The 15,730-nt window shown below is 58.7% G+C and carries 13 protein-coding genes and 1 pseudogene; 6 read left to right on the forward strand and 8 right to left on the reverse strand.

Annotation, left to right across the window (positions count from 1 at the left end):
- Positions 1–5: 5 nt before the first annotated feature.
- The 7 genes from MN186_RS11370 to MN186_RS11400 form a co-directional block, all read right to left on the reverse strand.
- Positions 6–1,526 (reverse strand): sugar ABC transporter ATP-binding protein, encoded by a 1,521-nt coding sequence (locus MN186_RS11370; RefSeq protein WP_242114486.1) that lies wholly within the window; start codon positions 1,524–1,526, stop codon positions 6–8.
- 99 nt (positions 1,527–1,625) lie between these two features.
- Entirely contained in the window at positions 1,626–2,711 is a 1,086-nt protein-coding gene (locus MN186_RS11375; protein ID WP_242114487.1) for a substrate-binding domain-containing protein, read from the reverse strand.
- A gap of 219 nt (positions 2,712–2,930) precedes the next feature.
- A complete protein-coding gene (gene rpiA, locus MN186_RS11380; protein ID WP_242114488.1) occupies positions 2,931–3,635 on the reverse strand; it encodes a ribose-5-phosphate isomerase RpiA in 705 nt (234 codons plus the stop codon).
- A 90-nt stretch (positions 3,636–3,725) separates the two neighbouring features.
- Positions 3,726–4,568: a MurR/RpiR family transcriptional regulator gene (locus tag MN186_RS11385; RefSeq protein WP_242114489.1), complete on the reverse strand. Its 843-nt coding sequence runs from the start codon at positions 4,566–4,568 to the stop codon at positions 3,726–3,728.
- A complete protein-coding gene (locus tag MN186_RS11390; protein ID WP_242114490.1) occupies positions 4,565–5,254 on the reverse strand; it encodes an HAD-IA family hydrolase in 690 nt (229 codons plus the stop codon). Before MN186_RS11390 ends, MN186_RS11385 begins: the two co-directional genes overlap by 4 nt.
- Positions 5,251–6,750 carry a xylulokinase gene (gene xylB / locus MN186_RS11395; RefSeq protein WP_242114491.1) on the reverse strand — a complete coding sequence of 500 codons (1,500 nt, stop codon included), beginning with the start codon at positions 6,748–6,750 and terminating at the stop codon, positions 5,251–5,253. Before xylB ends, MN186_RS11390 begins: the two co-directional genes overlap by 4 nt.
- Positions 6,750–8,216: an aldehyde dehydrogenase family protein gene (locus MN186_RS11400; protein WP_242114492.1), complete on the reverse strand. Its 1,467-nt coding sequence runs from the start codon at positions 8,214–8,216 to the stop codon at positions 6,750–6,752. Before MN186_RS11400 ends, xylB begins: the two co-directional genes overlap by 1 nt.
- A gap of 270 nt (positions 8,217–8,486) precedes the next feature.
- On the opposite strand from MN186_RS11400, the gene MN186_RS11405 reads away from it, so the two are divergent.
- The 6 genes from MN186_RS11405 (at position 8,487) to MN186_RS11430 (ending at position 14,347) form a co-directional block, all read left to right on the forward strand.
- Complete coding sequence (locus MN186_RS11405) at positions 8,487–9,635, forward strand: fumarylacetoacetate hydrolase family protein (RefSeq protein WP_242114493.1); 1,149 nt, start codon at positions 8,487–8,489, stop codon at positions 9,633–9,635.
- Entirely contained in the window at positions 9,632–10,585 is a 954-nt protein-coding gene (locus tag MN186_RS11410; protein WP_242114494.1) for a C-terminal binding protein, read from the forward strand. The genes MN186_RS11405 and MN186_RS11410 overlap by 4 nt, the downstream gene beginning before the upstream one ends.
- 4 nt (positions 10,586–10,589) lie before the next feature.
- Entirely contained in the window at positions 10,590–11,351 is a 762-nt protein-coding gene (locus tag MN186_RS11415) for an SDR family NAD(P)-dependent oxidoreductase (protein ID WP_242114495.1), read from the forward strand.
- A gap of 17 nt (positions 11,352–11,368) precedes the next feature.
- Positions 11,369–12,409: an NAD(P)-dependent alcohol dehydrogenase gene (locus MN186_RS11420; RefSeq protein WP_242114496.1), complete on the forward strand. Its 1,041-nt coding sequence runs from the start codon at positions 11,369–11,371 to the stop codon at positions 12,407–12,409.
- 24 nt (positions 12,410–12,433) lie between these two features.
- Positions 12,434–13,954, forward strand: coding sequence for an aldehyde dehydrogenase (NADP(+)) (locus MN186_RS11425; RefSeq protein WP_242114497.1), 1,521 nt, complete (start codon positions 12,434–12,436; stop codon positions 13,952–13,954).
- Positions 13,955–14,059: 105 nt separating this feature from the next.
- Positions 14,060–14,347: a hypothetical protein gene (locus MN186_RS11430; protein WP_242114498.1), complete on the forward strand. Its 288-nt coding sequence runs from the start codon at positions 14,060–14,062 to the stop codon at positions 14,345–14,347.
- A gap of 377 nt (positions 14,348–14,724) precedes the next feature.
- Here MN186_RS11430 and MN186_RS11435 read toward each other — a convergent pair.
- Positions 14,725–15,638 (reverse strand): annotated as a pseudogene (locus MN186_RS11435) (DDE-type integrase/transposase/recombinase); the annotation flags it as partial.
- Positions 15,639–15,730 lie beyond the last annotated feature (92 nt).

Genomic DNA, 15,730 nt, shown 5'->3' on the forward strand with positions numbered 1-15,730 from the left:
TTGCATCACGCAACGCCCATCAGTTTGCGCAGTTTCTCGGTTTCGATCTCGTCACCGACCAGTTGCGTGTGAATCTTGCCGCCAGCAAAGATGCAGACACGGTCGGCTGCACGGGCCAGTTCGTCGGTATCTGTTGACACGATAATCACACAGACGCCCTGTTCGCTGAGCGCGTCAATAATCGCCAGAACGTCCTGTTTGACACCAACGTCAATGCCGCGCGTCGGTTCGTCCAATATCAGCAAGCGCGGGTTCGTCGCCATGACACGGCCAAGGCAGACCTTCTGTTGGTTGCCCCCCGACAATGTATCAACGACCGCCTCAGGTCCGGCCGCCTTGATGCCCATGGACGCAAAGTAGCGGTCAGACAGTTCGCGCTCTTTCGTCGGTCGCAAGAACCCGTTGCGCGATACGGCGTCCAGTGATGACAGCGAGATATTCTGTCCGATGCTCATCTGGGTGACAGAGCCGTCTTTGCGCCGGTCATCAGACAAGAACGCAATGCCGGTTTCAAATGCAGCTTTTGGGTCGCGGGGCAGTTTACTTGGGGCCGCATCGCCCTCAAACTGGATCGTGCCGCTTTCGACTCGCACCAGCCCGAACAGGCTGCGAGCCAACTCTTTGGCACCGGCACCTGGCAGGCCGGTGAAGCCCAGAATTTCGCCACGGTGAATATCAAGCCGATCAAGGTTCAATCGGCCCGCGCGAACGTCCCTGATCGAAACGCCGGTCTCGACCTGCGCAAAGGACCTGTGCGTGCGCTGAAACAACTGCAACCCGCGCCCCAGCACCAACTCGCTTAGTTGTTCGGACGTCATGTCGCTCAGATTTTCGGATCCACCTGCCAACTTGCCATCACGCAGGACGGTGACGGAATCGCAAATGTCGAGGATCTCGTCATTGTAGTGCGAAATAAAGATAAAGGTTACGCCGTCATCTTTTAGGCGACGCATGAAATCAAACAGCTGGCTGCGATCCTCGACGGTTAGAGCCGCTGTCGGCTCGTCAAGGATGATGACCGTCCCGCCCGAGAACATCGCCCGCAGAATATTCAGTTTGCGCCGCGCCACCGCGTCAAGTTGGCCCGCGCGTTTGGCAGGATTGATCCCTGTATCGGCAAGCATCTGTTTGGCATCCGCGTGCAGCTTGCGCCATTGCACAAAGCCACGCTTTTCTGGCCAGATCCCCAGCATCAGGTTTTCTGCAGCGGACAGGTGATCGATGATCATCGGCTCTTGCGTGACCAGAAAGACACCTGCGGCTTCCATGGTTTTTACATCAGCCGCATCAATGATTTCACCGTTCAAATAGACATGACCGGATGTAAGAGGATTGTGCCCGGAAATAATCCCCACCAACGTGCTTTTGCCTGCACCGTTTTCACCCAAAAGACCATGAATGGCACCGCGCCGGATGGAAAAGCTGACGTCGCTCAGCGCCGAAAAGCTGCCATACATCTTGCCGACACTTTCCATGCGAATGATGGTGTCGTGCTCGGCAGAAACGTCACTTTGCAACAGTTGCATAATTGGCTCCTATCGGGGTTCCAGGCGGGTTGGACCCCCTACCGCAATGGCAGGAGGCCCTGGGAGGTCACAGCCCGCTTGGTGGGCTGCGAGTGGGATCTAGGTATACGGAATGCCCCAGACCGTTTCAGCGACGTAACCCCAGTGACGCTCATCGTCGGCGTTGGATGGGTCAATGACGAAGGGCGGGATAATCATCGTCGGGCCGGTGTCGCCCTCTACGATCTCTGCAGTTTCCCAGAAGTACTTTTCGTTGACATAGGGACCAATCGGGACTGCTTCGCCCTGCATGGCATGTTTCTGGAGCAGTTCCACCGCGATCTCACCATATGCGATCGGGTCCTGGCTGACACAGGCATCCATGTAGCCTTCCTTGATCCAGTTCAGTGCGACAGGCTCGCCATCAATGTTCACGAAAATCACGTGGCCGTCTTCACCGATCTTCTTCCAGCGATCCTTTTGCTGGAGGGCGGTGACAATACCGCGTGACGGGCTGTCGGACGGGGCGTGGACCGCGTCAAGATCAGGGTATTCGGACAGGGTAGACAGCGTCACCGACAACATCTGGTCAAGCGCACCTTCCGTCGGGCGTGCGAGGTAGTTGATGTTGGGGTATTTCGCGAATTCCGCATCCATGCCTTCCTTGCGCAGGCGCCATGCAACGGACTGAAGCGCGCCAAAGCAGTTCAGGACCGTGCCGCGGGGTTCGCCATACTTCTCTTCAAGGCGCTTGATGATTTCCTGCGCCGCGACTTGACCACCGATGAAGTTGTCAAAGCTGACCGTGATTGCGACATCCGCACCGGCGGCTGCCGGCGTATCAATGATACCGACCGGGATGCCCTGCTGGTTGTAACGACGGATGGCCGAAACAATAGCCTGGCTGTCAATTGGATCGCTGACGATCGCAGAGGGATTGCGCAGCATCAAGGACTGCCAATGAGCCAGCTGCTGTGTGTTGTCGAAGTTGGCGTTGGTAGCCTGGAATTCCCAGCTGTTGCCTTCGACAGCGCGTTTGACGGCCTCTTCCTGAATCACGAAGAAATAGTAGTCGAGGCTTTTGTTGGAGTAGGGCAAGAATACGCGATCTTGCGCGAACGACGCCCCGCCCATCAGGGTCGCTGCACTGGCAGCGGCACCGGTTTGCAAAAGCTGACGGCGGTTCATTTTGAATGTGTCAGACATACTTCTTATCCTCCCATTGGACTTTGACTATATAGTATTACTACATTCAATCCGGGTTCTGTCAACGCTATAATTGACTTGGGGTAACTTCACTAGGTCGTACGAAAAAGGCCGACATCCCAACAAAATTATAATTTTCAGTTGGTTATAAATCTTTTCTGCACACTTACCGTAATATCTTCTTTAAGCGCCGTCACGTCGCGCAGAGTTTTACTACATTTATGTTAGCGAAACGTAGGTCGTTCCATCAAAACAACCGACAACCATGCCGTCAGACTCACGCGTGAAAAGGCCATTTTCAACGACTCCGGGAATCGCATTCAGCGCCGCTTCGAGGATAGCAGGATCGTGGATTTCAAGGCAGTGGCAATCAATGATGAAATTGCCGCTGTCAGTAACGACAGGTTGGTCATCGAGCATACGGCGCACTGTCTTGACCTGTTTCACACCATGTTTCGTCAGCGCGTTCTGGATCGCACGCTCACTTTGCTTCCAGGCGAATTGCACGACTTCGACGGGCAGCGGGAAGGCACCAAGGTGATCGACGATTTTGGACTCGTCACAAATGGTGATCATCTTCTTGGAGGCATGTGCGATGATCTTTTCCCACAGCAGACAGGCACCACCACCCTTGATCATGTTGAAGTCGCGGTCGATTTCATCGGGCCCGTCGATTGTCAGGTCCAGTTCGCCGATGACGTTCGGGTCGGTCAGCTCGATCCCGGATTCACGCGCAACATCGTTTGTTGATCGCGAAGTTGTTGTGCAGGTTAGGTTAAGACCGTTTGCAACATGTTTGCCCAACTCGCGGACAAACAAATGCGATGTTGTGCCCGACCCAAGCCCCAGCTTCATGCCGTCGCGGACAAACTCCTCAATGACGCGTTTCCCTGCGTTCTGCTTTGCCGTATTTTGGTCAGTCATGATCTTCTCCTAAGGTGTGCTGATTGGTTTGCGCGCGGCCCCATCAGCGCCGCGATTGGTAAGATGAAACCGCGGCCGGTGCTGCGGATGCTAGAGCTTGTCGGTTTGCCAGGAATCAAGGGCAGGCAATTGGTCAGGGAATTCAGAGCCCTTTGCGACCGCAATCGACGTCACCAGCATATTGACTACAAGGTGGTGATTGAGGCGTGAGGCAAGAGGTGTCATCAGCTCGGTATGTTCGTAAGGACGCACCGCAATGGTGATGTCGGATTGCTGCGCAAGCGGGCTGCCATCAGCAGTGACGGACACAACGCGGGTACCCCCAGCCTTTGCGGCCATCGCGATTTCAACCATCTGCTTGGTCGCGCCCGATTGGGAAAAGATCAGCGCCACTTCACCCACACGCGCCTTTTCAGCGTGCATCCACTGCTTCTTGCGACCAATCACAGCCGCGCAGCGCATCCCCAACCGCTGGAACTTGTGTTCGGCATCAATGCTGGTGATTTCCGAAATGCCGGATGCGTAGATGCCGGTCCAAACGGAGGTGGCAAGCAACTCGCCCGCATCCGCGATTTGTTGTGGCACCAGGTCTTCCTGCGCGCGCTGAATTGCGTTGAGCGAGTTCCGGCAGGTCTTTCGGACGATGTTTTCGATACTGTCCTTTTCGGTGATCTGCTCATATTCGAACGGCGCGGATGGGACGAGCGTTTGGGCAAGATTGATCTTGAAATCCTGATAGCCATCATAGCCTAGACGCCGGCAAAACCGCATGATGGTCGGGTCGCTTACCCCGCATTCTGCTGAAAGTGCGGCCATGCTCATGTGCATCACCAACTCGGGCTGGGAACTGACATAGTTGGCGATGCGCATTTCGGCGGCCCCCATGTCATCGGTTTGTTCGATAATCCGCTTCAGCAGGCTGTTTTTGCTCAAGGCATTGTCTCCGTTCCAGCGTGAACGCGCACCTGCATAAGATCGGACAACCGGGCCAGACGGTGGCCTTCGGGCACGTCCAGCGCCATCCCTCCACCCCAAGGCACCGCGTAGAAGGGGACATTTGCACCCGTCGCCGTTGCCTGGTCAACCTTGGTGTCGCCCACATAGGCCCAACGCCCCGGCTTGACCACCATTTTATCTGCCACGGCGATCAGATGACCCGGGTCAGGCTTGCAGGCCGGCACGGCATCGGCACCGATTGCAACTTCGAATATCGCGGACAGCCCAAGAGCCTCCAGCACGCGTTGCGTCAGCGCGTGGGGCTTGTTGGTGCAAATCCCCATGCGCAAACCGCTGCGCGCCAGTGTCTGCAGATCCTCTTTGACATGATCAAAGAACCGCGTGTGCTTGGCGGGCGACTGCCAGTAGTTATCCAGATAAGCCTTATGGGCATGATCGACGGCATCATCATCGGTCGGGTGGCCGATGTGTTCGAAAATGTCCAACAACAGCTTGCGCGGGCCGAAGCCGATAAACTGTTCAATGAAGTCCGTATCCTGCGCCCCCCACCCCGAAGAGGTCAGGTATTGGTTTACGGCCGCTGCGATATCGGGCGCACTATCGATAAGCGTGCCGTCCAGATCGAAGATCACCGCATCAAGGTGCTGGTCGTTCTTGGTCATGAGCGGGCCCCCAACTGGTTAAGCGCGGCAAAGCTTGGCTGCAAAGCCGGATAAAGGTCTGCGTAAACATCAAATGTGGCGCGATAGGTTCTCTGGGTCGCTGCCGCGGGCTCCTGACGGGTCAGGTCGGTGCAGCATTGCGCCGCCTCGTTGACCGTGGCCCAAGCACCCTTGCTGACGCCCGCCAAAAGGGCCGCGCCAAATGCGCCACCTTCAGCGGCCCCCTTGGTGGTGACGACAGGACAATCAAACAGATCGGCCTGAATTTGGCGCCAAAGATCGGATCGCGCGCCGCCACCGGATGCTTTGATCAGATCACTTGCGATGCCCATCTGCGCCATCAGGCCGTAGATGTCATAAAACGCATAAACGATACCCTCCATCAGGGCGCGTGTCATGTGCCGGATATCGTGGCGCGCCGTCAGGCCGATAAATGCACCGCGCGCGGACGGGTCCGAATGCGGGCAGCGTTCACCGTTCAGATAGGGCAGGAACACCAGGCCTTCGGCGCCTGCTGGCACCTCGCCCGCACCTTGCATCATGTCGTCAAAGCTGAGGTCGGGGCACACGGTCTTGCGCAGCCAGCCAAGCGCGCCGCCTGAATTCAAGGACACCCCCATGCCGTGCCACAAATCGGGTGCCACGTTGCAAAAGACCTGCAAGCGCCCGCCGGTGTTGTCTTCGGGGGCCGTGAGCGCCGTGGCCAGAATACCGCCCGTGCCGATCGTCGTCTGAAGCACACCCGGTTCCGCCACACCTGACCCAAGCGTTTGAATGACCGAGTCGCCACCACCGCCGATCACGGGCGTGCCGACCTTCAGGCCGAACAGTTCGGCGCTTTTTGCAGTCACCGTGCCGCTGACATAAGCAGACTCGTAGCAGGGCGGCAAAATATCCGCATCGAACGGCAGTTTATCCAAGAGCGGCGCGCACCACGTTCGGCTGCGCACATCAAACAGGCCGGTGCCCGACGCATCCGAGACTTCGGTCGCGATTTCGCCGGTCAACACGAACCGCAGGTAATCCTTCGGGTTCAATGCGTGGCGCACCTTGTCGAACAGCTCTGGTTCATGGCGCTGCATCCACAGGATCTTGCCGCCGGTATACCCCACCAACATCTGATTGTTCGTCAGCGCCAAAAGGGCGTCTGCGCCACCTGCAAGCTCGACGATATCACGCGCCTCGGCGGCGTTGCGCTGGTCGTTCCACAGGATCGCCGGGCGCAAGACGGCGCCCTTGGCGTCAACCGGTGTGAACCCGTGCATCTGGCCCGACAGGCCAACCGCGGTAATGTCATCGGCAGGCACCGTTTGCAGCACCTGCGCGACGGACTGGCGCGCGCCCTCGATCCAAAGCGCAGGGTCTTGTTCGGTCCAGCCGGGATGCGGCTGATCCATGCCATAGGTCGCAGTATGTGTCGCCAGGACTTCGCCGGTGTCCGACAGAACCAGCGCCTTACAGCCGGAGGTGCCGATATCAATACCCAGAAAGGCCATCAGCCCGCCCCTTCCGGCAGGTCGTATCGCACCCGAAGGTGTTTGAAGTTCATGTATTCCAGCATGCCTTCGCGCCCGTGTTCATAACCGACGCCAGACTGTTTGCGCCCGCCGTATGGCGCATTGATGATGCCGGCATCCACGTTGTTGACCGCGACGTTTCCGTAATCCAGCCGCTGCCCCAGATAGCGGATTTCGTCTGCAGACTTGGCATAGACATAAGAAGCAAGGCCATAGGGCGTATCGTTTGCCAGTGTGACCGCTTCTGACAAAGTATCGAAAGGCGCGACGCCGACGATCGGGCCAAAGGTTTCTTCGGTCATGATCTGCATGTCATGGGTGCAGTCGGCCACCACTGTCGGGCGGAAGAAATGACCGTTTTCATACTCGTCGCCGACGGGTGCTGCGCCACCGGCCAAAACGCGCGCGCCTTTGGCTACGGCATCCGCAAGGTGCTCTTTGGTTTTGGCCAAAGGCTCGGCAGAAGCCATCGGGCCCATGTCGGCACCCGGGTTTGACAATCCGTCATCAATCGTCAGCGCGTCTGCCGCCTCTGCAAGCTTGGTGATGAAGGCGTCATAGACAGGGCGCGCAACGTAAATCCGGTTGATCGCGATGCAGATCTGGCCGCAGTTGCGGAACGACCGCCGCGCGGCCCCTTTGACTGCCGCATCCAGATCGGCGGTTTGTGTCACGACCAGCGGGCAGTTGCCGCCCAGCTCCAGCGCCATGCGCTTGACTGTGGTGGCCGATTTCTGGATGTGCAGCCCGACCTTGGAAGATCCGGTAAAGGCGATTTTATCAACGCCGGGATGTTCGACCAAGGCCTGCCCCACGACCGACCCCGGTCCGGTCAACACATTCACAACCCCGCGCGGGATGCCCGCGTCAATGCACTTTTGCCCGATGGCAAGGGCTGTGAACGGCGTGATTTCGGCGGGTTTGATGATGATGGTACAGCCTGCGGCCAGCGCGCCACACAGCTTCCAACCCACCAACTCGGCGGGATAGTTCCACGGAGTGATTGCACCCACGACGCCGATCGGTTCGCGCAGAACGGTCGATTCCATATCCGTCGTGTCATTCGGGATTGTCTCGCCGTGGATACGCGTCGCCTCCTCGGCATAGAAGTGGCAGGTTTCCGCCAGTTTCATGATCTCGCCTCGGGCTTCGTTGACCGGCTTGCCCTGTTCAAGCGTCATCAAGCGGGCCATCGGGTCGGCATCCTGCGCAATCGCATCCCCCAAGGCATGAAGGTGCTTGGCGCGCGTCACAGCGGGAAGTGCAGCCCACGGACCAAAAGCCGCTCTTGCCGCGCTGACCGCTGCTTCTATTTCAGCGGGTTGTGCAGTAGCGATTGCGCCGATCTGCGCGCCGTTCGCCGGGTTCTCAACGGGCGATTGTGGGCCTTTACCCTTGACGAGAGCGCCGTCGATCAAGACTTTTCCGTTAAGTTCATTCAGCATTTTGGGCATCCGATGTTAGAAAGATCGCGAAACGTAGTGGACAAAATATAGCAAAACTATGCGAATGCAAGTCCCAGTCGATCGTTTTGCTGCGGCCTTTGCTCCTTTATCCATGATATCAACAGGCTTTAATGATTGAAAATAAATGATTTTAAGCGTTTTCGCCATGACCTTTAACACGGCGGCGGTGTGGCACCGTGGCTTCTGGATTTGACATTGTCGGGGAAGTAGAGGTAGTTTTACTAACACTAGATTCTGATGAGGTTCAAAATGCTACCAATTGATTCCGCAAACGCCAAACTGGTCGGACGCGTCTGGCGTGAAGATGTTGCCGGGCCCGCGGTGGTATTGCTGCGGGCAGGGCATGTGATCGACGTTACCGCCCATTACCCGACGATGACCGATCTTCTGAACGCCGATGTCGCAGCACGCTTTGACACGCTGGATGGCGAAGACCTTGGCCCGCTTGAGAGCTTTGTGCATGCACCGTCTGACATGCGCCCTGATGCCGGTGCGTCCTGCCTGCTGGCGCCTTGCGATTTGCAGGCGCTCAAAGCATGCGGCGTGACCTTCGCACGCTCCATGATCGAACGGGTGATTGATGAACGCACCCAGGGGGACGCCGTCAAGGCCGATGCCTTGCGCAACCGAATCGGCGAATTGATTGGCGGCAGCCTCGCCAATGTCAAAGCCGGCTCCGAAGAGGCGCAAGCGGTAAAAACGGCCCTGATCGCCGAGGGGCTATGGTCGCAATACCTCGAAGTTGGCATTGGCCCCGATGCCGAGGTCTTCACGAAATCCCAGCCGATGTCGTCGGTCGGGCATGGCGCCGAGGTGGGTATCAACCCGGTTTCGGATTGGAACAACCCGGAGCCAGAGATTGTCATGGCGGTCGACAGCCAAGGCAACATTCGCGGCGCAACGCTGGGCAATGACGTCAACCTGCGCGACGTCGAGGGGCGTTCGGCGCTGTTGCTGGGCAAGGCCAAGGACAACAACGCTTCCTGTTCGATCGGGCCGTTCATCCGGCTGTTCGACGACAAATTCACCATGCAGGATGTTGAAACGGTCAACCTGACGATGAAAGTCACCGGCAACGACGGATTTGAAATGTCCGGCACATCCAATCTGTCCGAGATCAGCCGCTCGCCGTCCAATCTGGTGTCGCAGACGGTCAACGCAAACCACCAATACCCCGACGGCTTCATGCTGTTCACCGGCACCATGTTCGCCCCGACACAGGACCGCGGCGAGCCGGGCAGCGGGTTCACCCACAAGCTGGGCGATGTGGTGGAAATCAGCACCCCCCTCCTCGGGACGCTCAGCAACACTGTGACGCACAGCGACAAGGCCCATCCTTGGGTATTCGGCACGCGCGCCTTGATGGAAAACCTCGCCAAACGTGGGCTGTTGTCATGAAGCGGTTTGTTGTCTCCGATCAGGCCTTCGGCAATACCGACGCAGAGGAAAAGGCCGCCGCCGCGGCCGGCGCCGAATTTAACGCACATCAAGTCAGCACCGAAGACGACACGGCCAAAGTGGTGGCCGGTGCGCATGTCGTGCTCAACAACTTTGCGCCGATGACCCATCGCGTCATGTCGGGGCTGGCCAAGGATGCTGTCGTTGTCCGTTACGGCGTCGGGGTCGACAATGTCGACCTGGAGGCAGCCCGCGCCTTGGGCGTGCGCGTCTGCAATGTGCCGGACTATGGCGTCGAAGAGGTTGCAGACCACGCCGCCGCGATGGCCACGTTTCTCGCTCGAAAAGTAGCGATGTTTGACGCGGGTATCCGCCGTGGTGAATGGAAAATCGGCCAGATGGTGCCAGGACTGCGGTCGCTGGGGGATACCACGGTGGGGCTTGTCGGCTTTGGCCGGATCGCGCAGGCTCTTGCGCGGCGGATGCAGGCGTTCGGCTGCACCGTTATCGCCCATGACCCGTACGTGAACGCCACAGTGGCGGCTGACATGGGTGTAGAACTTGCGGCGCTGGATGATGTGATCGCGCGCGCACATATCGTGTCCCTGCATGTTCCGCTTCTGGCCGAGACCCGCCATCTGCTGAACGCCGCGCGACTGGCCGCGCTGCCGGAGGGTGCGATCGTGATCAACGCTTCGCGTGGCGGGCTGATCGACGAGGACGCCTTGGCCAAGGCTCTGACCGACGGCAAAGTCGCCGCCGCCGGTCTGGATGTGTTCGAGACCGAGCCCTTGCCCGAAACATCCGCCCTGCGCAGTGCGCCAAACCTGTTCATGTCGCCCCATGCCGCATTTTATTCCGACGGGTCCGTCAAGCGCCTGCAGCAGCTCGCCGCCGATGAAGGCCTGCGCGCGTTGCGGGGCGAACCTTTAAGATGTCAGGTTGCCTGAAATGATGGATTACAACAGCAAGCTGCGCCTTGACGGAAAAGTGGCACTGGTGACCGGCGCAGGACAGGGCATTGGCCTTGCCTGTGCGCAGGCCTTGGCCGCGACAGGGGCCGACGTGATCTGCACCGATCTTGATGAAGAACGTGCAATGGCCGCTGCAGAGCACCTGCGCACGGACGGGCACAAAGCACGTGGTATCGCGCTGAATGTGACGGATCGTGCAGCGCTTGAGGAGATGGCGCAGGCGATGCCCGCGCTAGATATTCTGGTGTGTAACGCAGGAATCGTAACGACACGCAGCGCCGCGGAAATGCCAGCGGACGAATGGGACGCGGTCATCAACGTGAACCTGACGGGGGTGTTTCGCTGCTGTCAGGCCTTTGGTCGCCAGATGGTGACAGCGGGGCGCGGAGCGATTGTGAACATCGGCTCCATGTCCGGCCAGATCGTCAACACACCGCAACCGCAGTCCCACTATAACGCCTCAAAAGCCGGCGTGCATCAACTGACACGCTCCTTGGCGGTTGAATGGGCAACGCGCGGCGTGCGCGTGAATGCCGTTGCACCAACCTACATCGCCACCCCGCTTCTGGATAACGTCGAGGGCGGTGACGCCTTGGTGGCGCGCTGGAAAGACCTGACGCCGATGGCACGTCTTGGTGAACCTCACGAGGTCGCGTCGGCGGTGCAGTTTCTGGCCTCGGATGCCGCCAGCCTGATCACCGGAAGCATCCTGAACGTTGATGGCGGATATACCTGCCTGTAATGCAAGAGGAGACAGCCATGGCCCAAGCACTTGTCCTTGAACGCGCGATGGAGCTTTCGTTGCGCGATATCGAACTGCCAAAAACGGTCGGCCCGAAGGACGTGAAGGTCCGCACCGAAGTGGTCGGCGTTTGCGGCAGCGACGTGCATTACTACCAGCACGGCCGCATTGGCCCCTTCGTGGTCGACGCGCCGATGGTGCTGGGTCACGAGGCGGCAGGGGTCGTGATTGCGACCGGGTCGGAGGTGTCGCAGCTCAGCATCGGTGACCGTGTTTGCGTCGAGCCGGGCGTGCCCGACTTTTCGTCACGCGCCAGCCGGATCGGGCTGTATAACCTCGACCCCTCTCTGACCTTCTGGGCGACGCCGCCCGATCACGGCTGCCTGACGCCCGAAGTGGTGCACCCCGCCGACCTTTGCTTCAAACTCCCCGACAATGTGAGTGCGGCACAAGGCGCGATGGTGGAACCGCTGGCCGTCTGTGTGCAGGCCGCGTCAAAAGTCGACATCAAACCGGGCGATATCGCGGTGGTTCTGGGTGCCGGGCCGATCGGCCTGTTGCAAGCGCTGACGGCCTTATCCTCGGGCTGCTCGCAGGTGTTCATCTTTGATCCGTTGGACGCCAAGCTTGATCTGGCCGACCAATATGACGGCATCACGCCACTTTATGGTCGCAACGGCACACCCGCCGCGCAGATACAGGCGGCAACCCAGGGCTGGGGCGCTGATGTCATATTTGAATGTTCCGGGGCCGAAGCAGCGTTTCGCGGTATTGCCGATCTGTTGCGCCCGGGTGGCACGCTGGTCTGTGTCGGCATGCCGATCAACCCGGTCGCCGTCGATATCGTCGCGCTGCAAGTCAAGGAAATCACCATTCGGACGGTGTTCAGATATGCCAACGTCTATGATCGCGCGATCAACCTTCTGGCCAGCGGGCAGATTGATGTTGCCCCCCTGATCACCGGAACTTTTACCTTTGAGGACAGCATCGCCGCGTTTGAACGCGCGGCAAAAGGCTTGCCCGAAGACGTCAAAATTCAAATTCAGATGCCGGACTGACCGGCCAGCGTTAAGGAAAACGACATGACAGATGATGCAGGGTTCGCCCCCCACGGAAAGCATTTGATTGCAGGCGAATGGGTCGCGGGGGAAAAAACCTTCCGCTCGGAACCCGCCCACGGCGCGGCACATGATTTTGGCATCGGGACACCGGCGCTGGTAGATCGCGCCTGTCAGGCAGCAGAAGAAGCGTTCTGGTCCTACGGATATTCCACCCGCGAGGACCGCGCCGCCTTCCTTGAGGCAATTGCCGAAGAAATCGACGCGCGCGAAGACGCCGTGACGCAAATCGGCACCTCTGAAACCGGCCTGCCGGAAGGCCGCTTGGTGGGCGAGCGTGGTCGCACCGTCGGGCAACTGCGCCTGTTTGCCAGCCATATCCGTGACGGTGCCTATCTTGACCTGCGCCACGACGCGCCCCTTCCGGACCGCCAGCCCGCGCCGCGCCCTGATTTGCGCATGGTGCAACGCCCGATCGGGCCAGTTGCGGTGTTCGGGGCGTCCAACTTCCCACTGGCGTTTTCAACCGCTGGCGGTGACACGGCCGCAGCGCTTGCTGCTGGCTGCCCCGTGGTCGTGAAGGGACATAGCGCCCACCCCGGCACTGGCGAAATCATCGCCGAGGCGATCCATGCAGCCATCAAGCGCTGCGATATTCACCCCGGTGTCTTTTCGCTGATTCAGGGTGGGCGGCGTGACGTGGGAACGGCCCTTGTGCAACACCCGCTGATCAATGCCGTCGGCTTTACCGGCTCGCTCGCCGGTGGGCGGGCACTGTTCGATCTGTGTGCCGCACGCCCGAACCCGATCCCCTTCTTCGGCGAGTTGGGGTCGGTCAACCCGGTTTTCCTGTTCCCGTCGGTTCTTGCCGACAAGGCCGAAAGCATTGCCGAAGCCTGGGCCGGATCGCTGACCATGGGCGCAGGGCAATTCTGCACCAACCCCGGTATCGTTGTGGTTCAGGCCGGATCCGCTGCCGACCGCTTTCTGGTCGCCGCGACCAAGGCGCTCAAGGCAGGCTCCGCGCAAACCATGCTGACGGACGGCATCGCAGAGGCGTTTCAAAGCGGCAAAGACCAGATCGCAAGTATGGATGGCGTCACGCAAATGGTGTCATCGGCGTCCGAGGGGCGCACGGCAGCGGCGCAATTGCTCACAGTGAAGGGGTCTGACTTCCTTGCAAACCCCGCCTTGGCCGAAGAAGTGTTCGGCCCGCTTGGCCTTGTGGTCCTCGCCGATAGCGCTGATGACATGCTGGCCATTGCCAAGAACCTGAAAGGCCAGTTGACCGTGACGGCGCATTTTGATGACGCGGATCACGGCCTGCTTGCCAAGTTGATGCCGATCATTGAACGCAAGGCTGGCCGCCTTGTCGGAAACGGCTTCCCGACCGGCGTGGAAGTTGCCGACGCCATGGTCCACGGCGGGCCCTATCCGGCCTCTACCAATTTTGGCGCAACAAGTGTTGGCACGCTTTCGATCCGCCGTTTCCTGCGTCCGGTTTGTTATCAGGACCTGCCCGAAGATCTCTTACCGCTGGGTTAGAAGATACCGGGCCAGCGCGTGCTACGGCGTGCGCTGGCGTGGAAACCCTCGCAGGGACGCGCAGTGGCCGGTAAATCTGGAGGCGGAGGAGCTATGGCTACGGCCTTGATCGACAGCTTCTACCCGATGGAACTTGAACTACATGGGATCTCGTTTTACGTGCCGATGAGGTGCGTCATAGAGCGCGTCTTTGAAGACTATGAAACCGGCCTTCCAGCCCGGGCAGTTGCTGTCGCCCTAAGCGCTGAGGGTGACGCCCGCAAGAAAGAACTTACCGTCAAGCCCAGTGCAATCCCCGACAAAGGGCCGAATCTTTTGCATCCGTCAATGGCAATGGTTTATGCAGAGAAAACTCATGACTTGCCGACAGCTTGTACGAAGAGAATGCCGTGATTAGCTGATATCAATAAGATGGGTGGCTGCAAATATGACTCGGTCCACCCTGTCTTGTTCAGTCTGGAAGCGCGCTCTCGTCTAGCGATAAGGTGGCATCGGTTACATGCAGCTCGCAGCCCGGTGTGGCAGCGACGTGTTTGATGAAACTTCCCCATGTCGTATCAGTCGGAACGTCGTCATCGATGACCTCCCCGTTCACCATATCCAGGATTGCCCTTTCACCATCAAACCCCATCATCATTATTGCAGTGCCGTCCTCCATGAAGCGATGTCTCAGCCGAAGGCCTGCTTGCTGCTGAGTGTCCGTCGTCAGAGTTTTTGGGCCCAATGGCATCCTGAGCTAAGAGAGAGTTTGGCTCATCTGGTTGGTTTGATTATGCGGCGTGCTGGCGGTGATGCAAGCGCCGCGCTTCGAGTGTCTTCCGTTTGATCCTTTCCATTACCTGACAGGGTATTGCGCAGCAACGCCCCGAGAAGGGCGTTGTTTTGGAATGGCCTTGTCGCGCCCGAAGTAGACGTCGGCGGATGTGACGTTTTTGATGCTCTCGTGATAGCGCTGATGATTGTAGTGATCGACGAAGGCCTCGATCTGAGCTTCGAGATCACCTGGCAGGAAGTCGTTTTCCAGCAAGATGCGGTTCTTCAATGTCTGATGCCATCGCTCGATCTTGCCTTGGGTCTGAGGATGATACGGGGCACCGCGCGAGTGCTTCATCCCCTTGTCCTGCAGCCATTCAGCCAAGTCGCCAGAGACGTAGCTTGACCCGTTGTCTCTCAGCAGACGTGGTTTGTGGACGACATGCACGCGGTCGCAGCCTGATGCCTGCAATGCGAGGTCCAGCGTATCGGTAACATCTTCGGCCCGCATATTGGTGCATAGTTTCCAAGAGACGATGTAGCGACTGTAATCGTCGAGAACCGTGCTGAGATAGAACCAGCCCCAGCCGAGGACCTTGATGTATGTGAAGTCAGTTTGCCAAAGCTGGTTGATGGCTGTCGTTTTGTCTTTGAACTCGTTCGCTGCCTTGATGACGATGAACGCCGGGCTGGTGATCAGATCATGCGCCTTGAGCACGCGATACACAGTGGATTCGGAGACAAAATAGCGTTCTTGGTCTGTAAACGTTACCGCCAGCTCGCGCGGTGACAGCTCTGTTTCCTTCAAGGCGAAGTTGACGAACCTGCGCTTCACCTCATCGGGCACACGGTTCCAAACGTGTTTGGGTTTAGGAGATTTATCCTGCAGGCCAGTCTCGCCGCGCTGAAGATACCGGTCGTACCAGCGATATGACCTGCTCCCCTTGGAGTCCGCGTTTATTGGTTAGCTCTGTTCAGGGTTTGGTCCTCTCTTGACCGTTGGTGATACTCCCACGGGGTTAG

It is taken from the genome of Aliiroseovarius sediminis, from assembly GCF_022678485.1.
GTDB lineage: Bacteria > Pseudomonadota > Alphaproteobacteria > Rhodobacterales > Rhodobacteraceae > Aliiroseovarius > Aliiroseovarius sediminis.

Excerpts from the sequence above, each read along its gene's own strand:
- xylB (WP_242114491.1), bottom strand. The coding sequence starts at position 6,750 with ATGGCCTTTCTGGGTATTGATATCGGCACCTCCGGCTGTAAGGCGCTG.
- MN186_RS11370 (WP_242114486.1), bottom strand. The coding sequence starts at position 1,526 with ATGCAACTGTTGCAAAGTGACGTTTCTGCCGAGCACGACACCATCATT.
- MN186_RS11415 (WP_242114495.1), top strand. The coding sequence starts at position 10,590 with ATGGATTACAACAGCAAGCTGCGCCTTGACGGAAAAGTGGCACTGGTG.
- MN186_RS11425 (WP_242114497.1), top strand. The coding sequence starts at position 12,434 with ATGACAGATGATGCAGGGTTCGCCCCCCACGGAAAGCATTTGATTGCA.
- MN186_RS11390 (WP_242114490.1), bottom strand. The coding sequence starts at position 5,254 with ATGACCAAGAACGACCAGCACCTTGATGCGGTGATCTTCGATCTGGAC.
- MN186_RS11375 (WP_242114487.1), bottom strand. The coding sequence starts at position 2,711 with ATGTCTGACACATTCAAAATGAACCGCCGTCAGCTTTTGCAAACCGGT.
- MN186_RS11410 (WP_242114494.1), top strand. The coding sequence starts at position 9,632 with ATGAAGCGGTTTGTTGTCTCCGATCAGGCCTTCGGCAATACCGACGCA.
- MN186_RS11405 (WP_242114493.1), top strand. The coding sequence starts at position 8,487 with ATGCTACCAATTGATTCCGCAAACGCCAAACTGGTCGGACGCGTCTGG.
- MN186_RS11400 (WP_242114492.1), bottom strand. The coding sequence starts at position 8,216 with ATGCTGAATGAACTTAACGGAAAAGTCTTGATCGACGGCGCTCTCGTC.
- rpiA (WP_242114488.1), bottom strand. The coding sequence starts at position 3,635 with ATGACTGACCAAAATACGGCAAAGCAGAACGCAGGGAAACGCGTCATT.
- MN186_RS11420 (WP_242114496.1), top strand. The coding sequence starts at position 11,369 with ATGGCCCAAGCACTTGTCCTTGAACGCGCGATGGAGCTTTCGTTGCGC.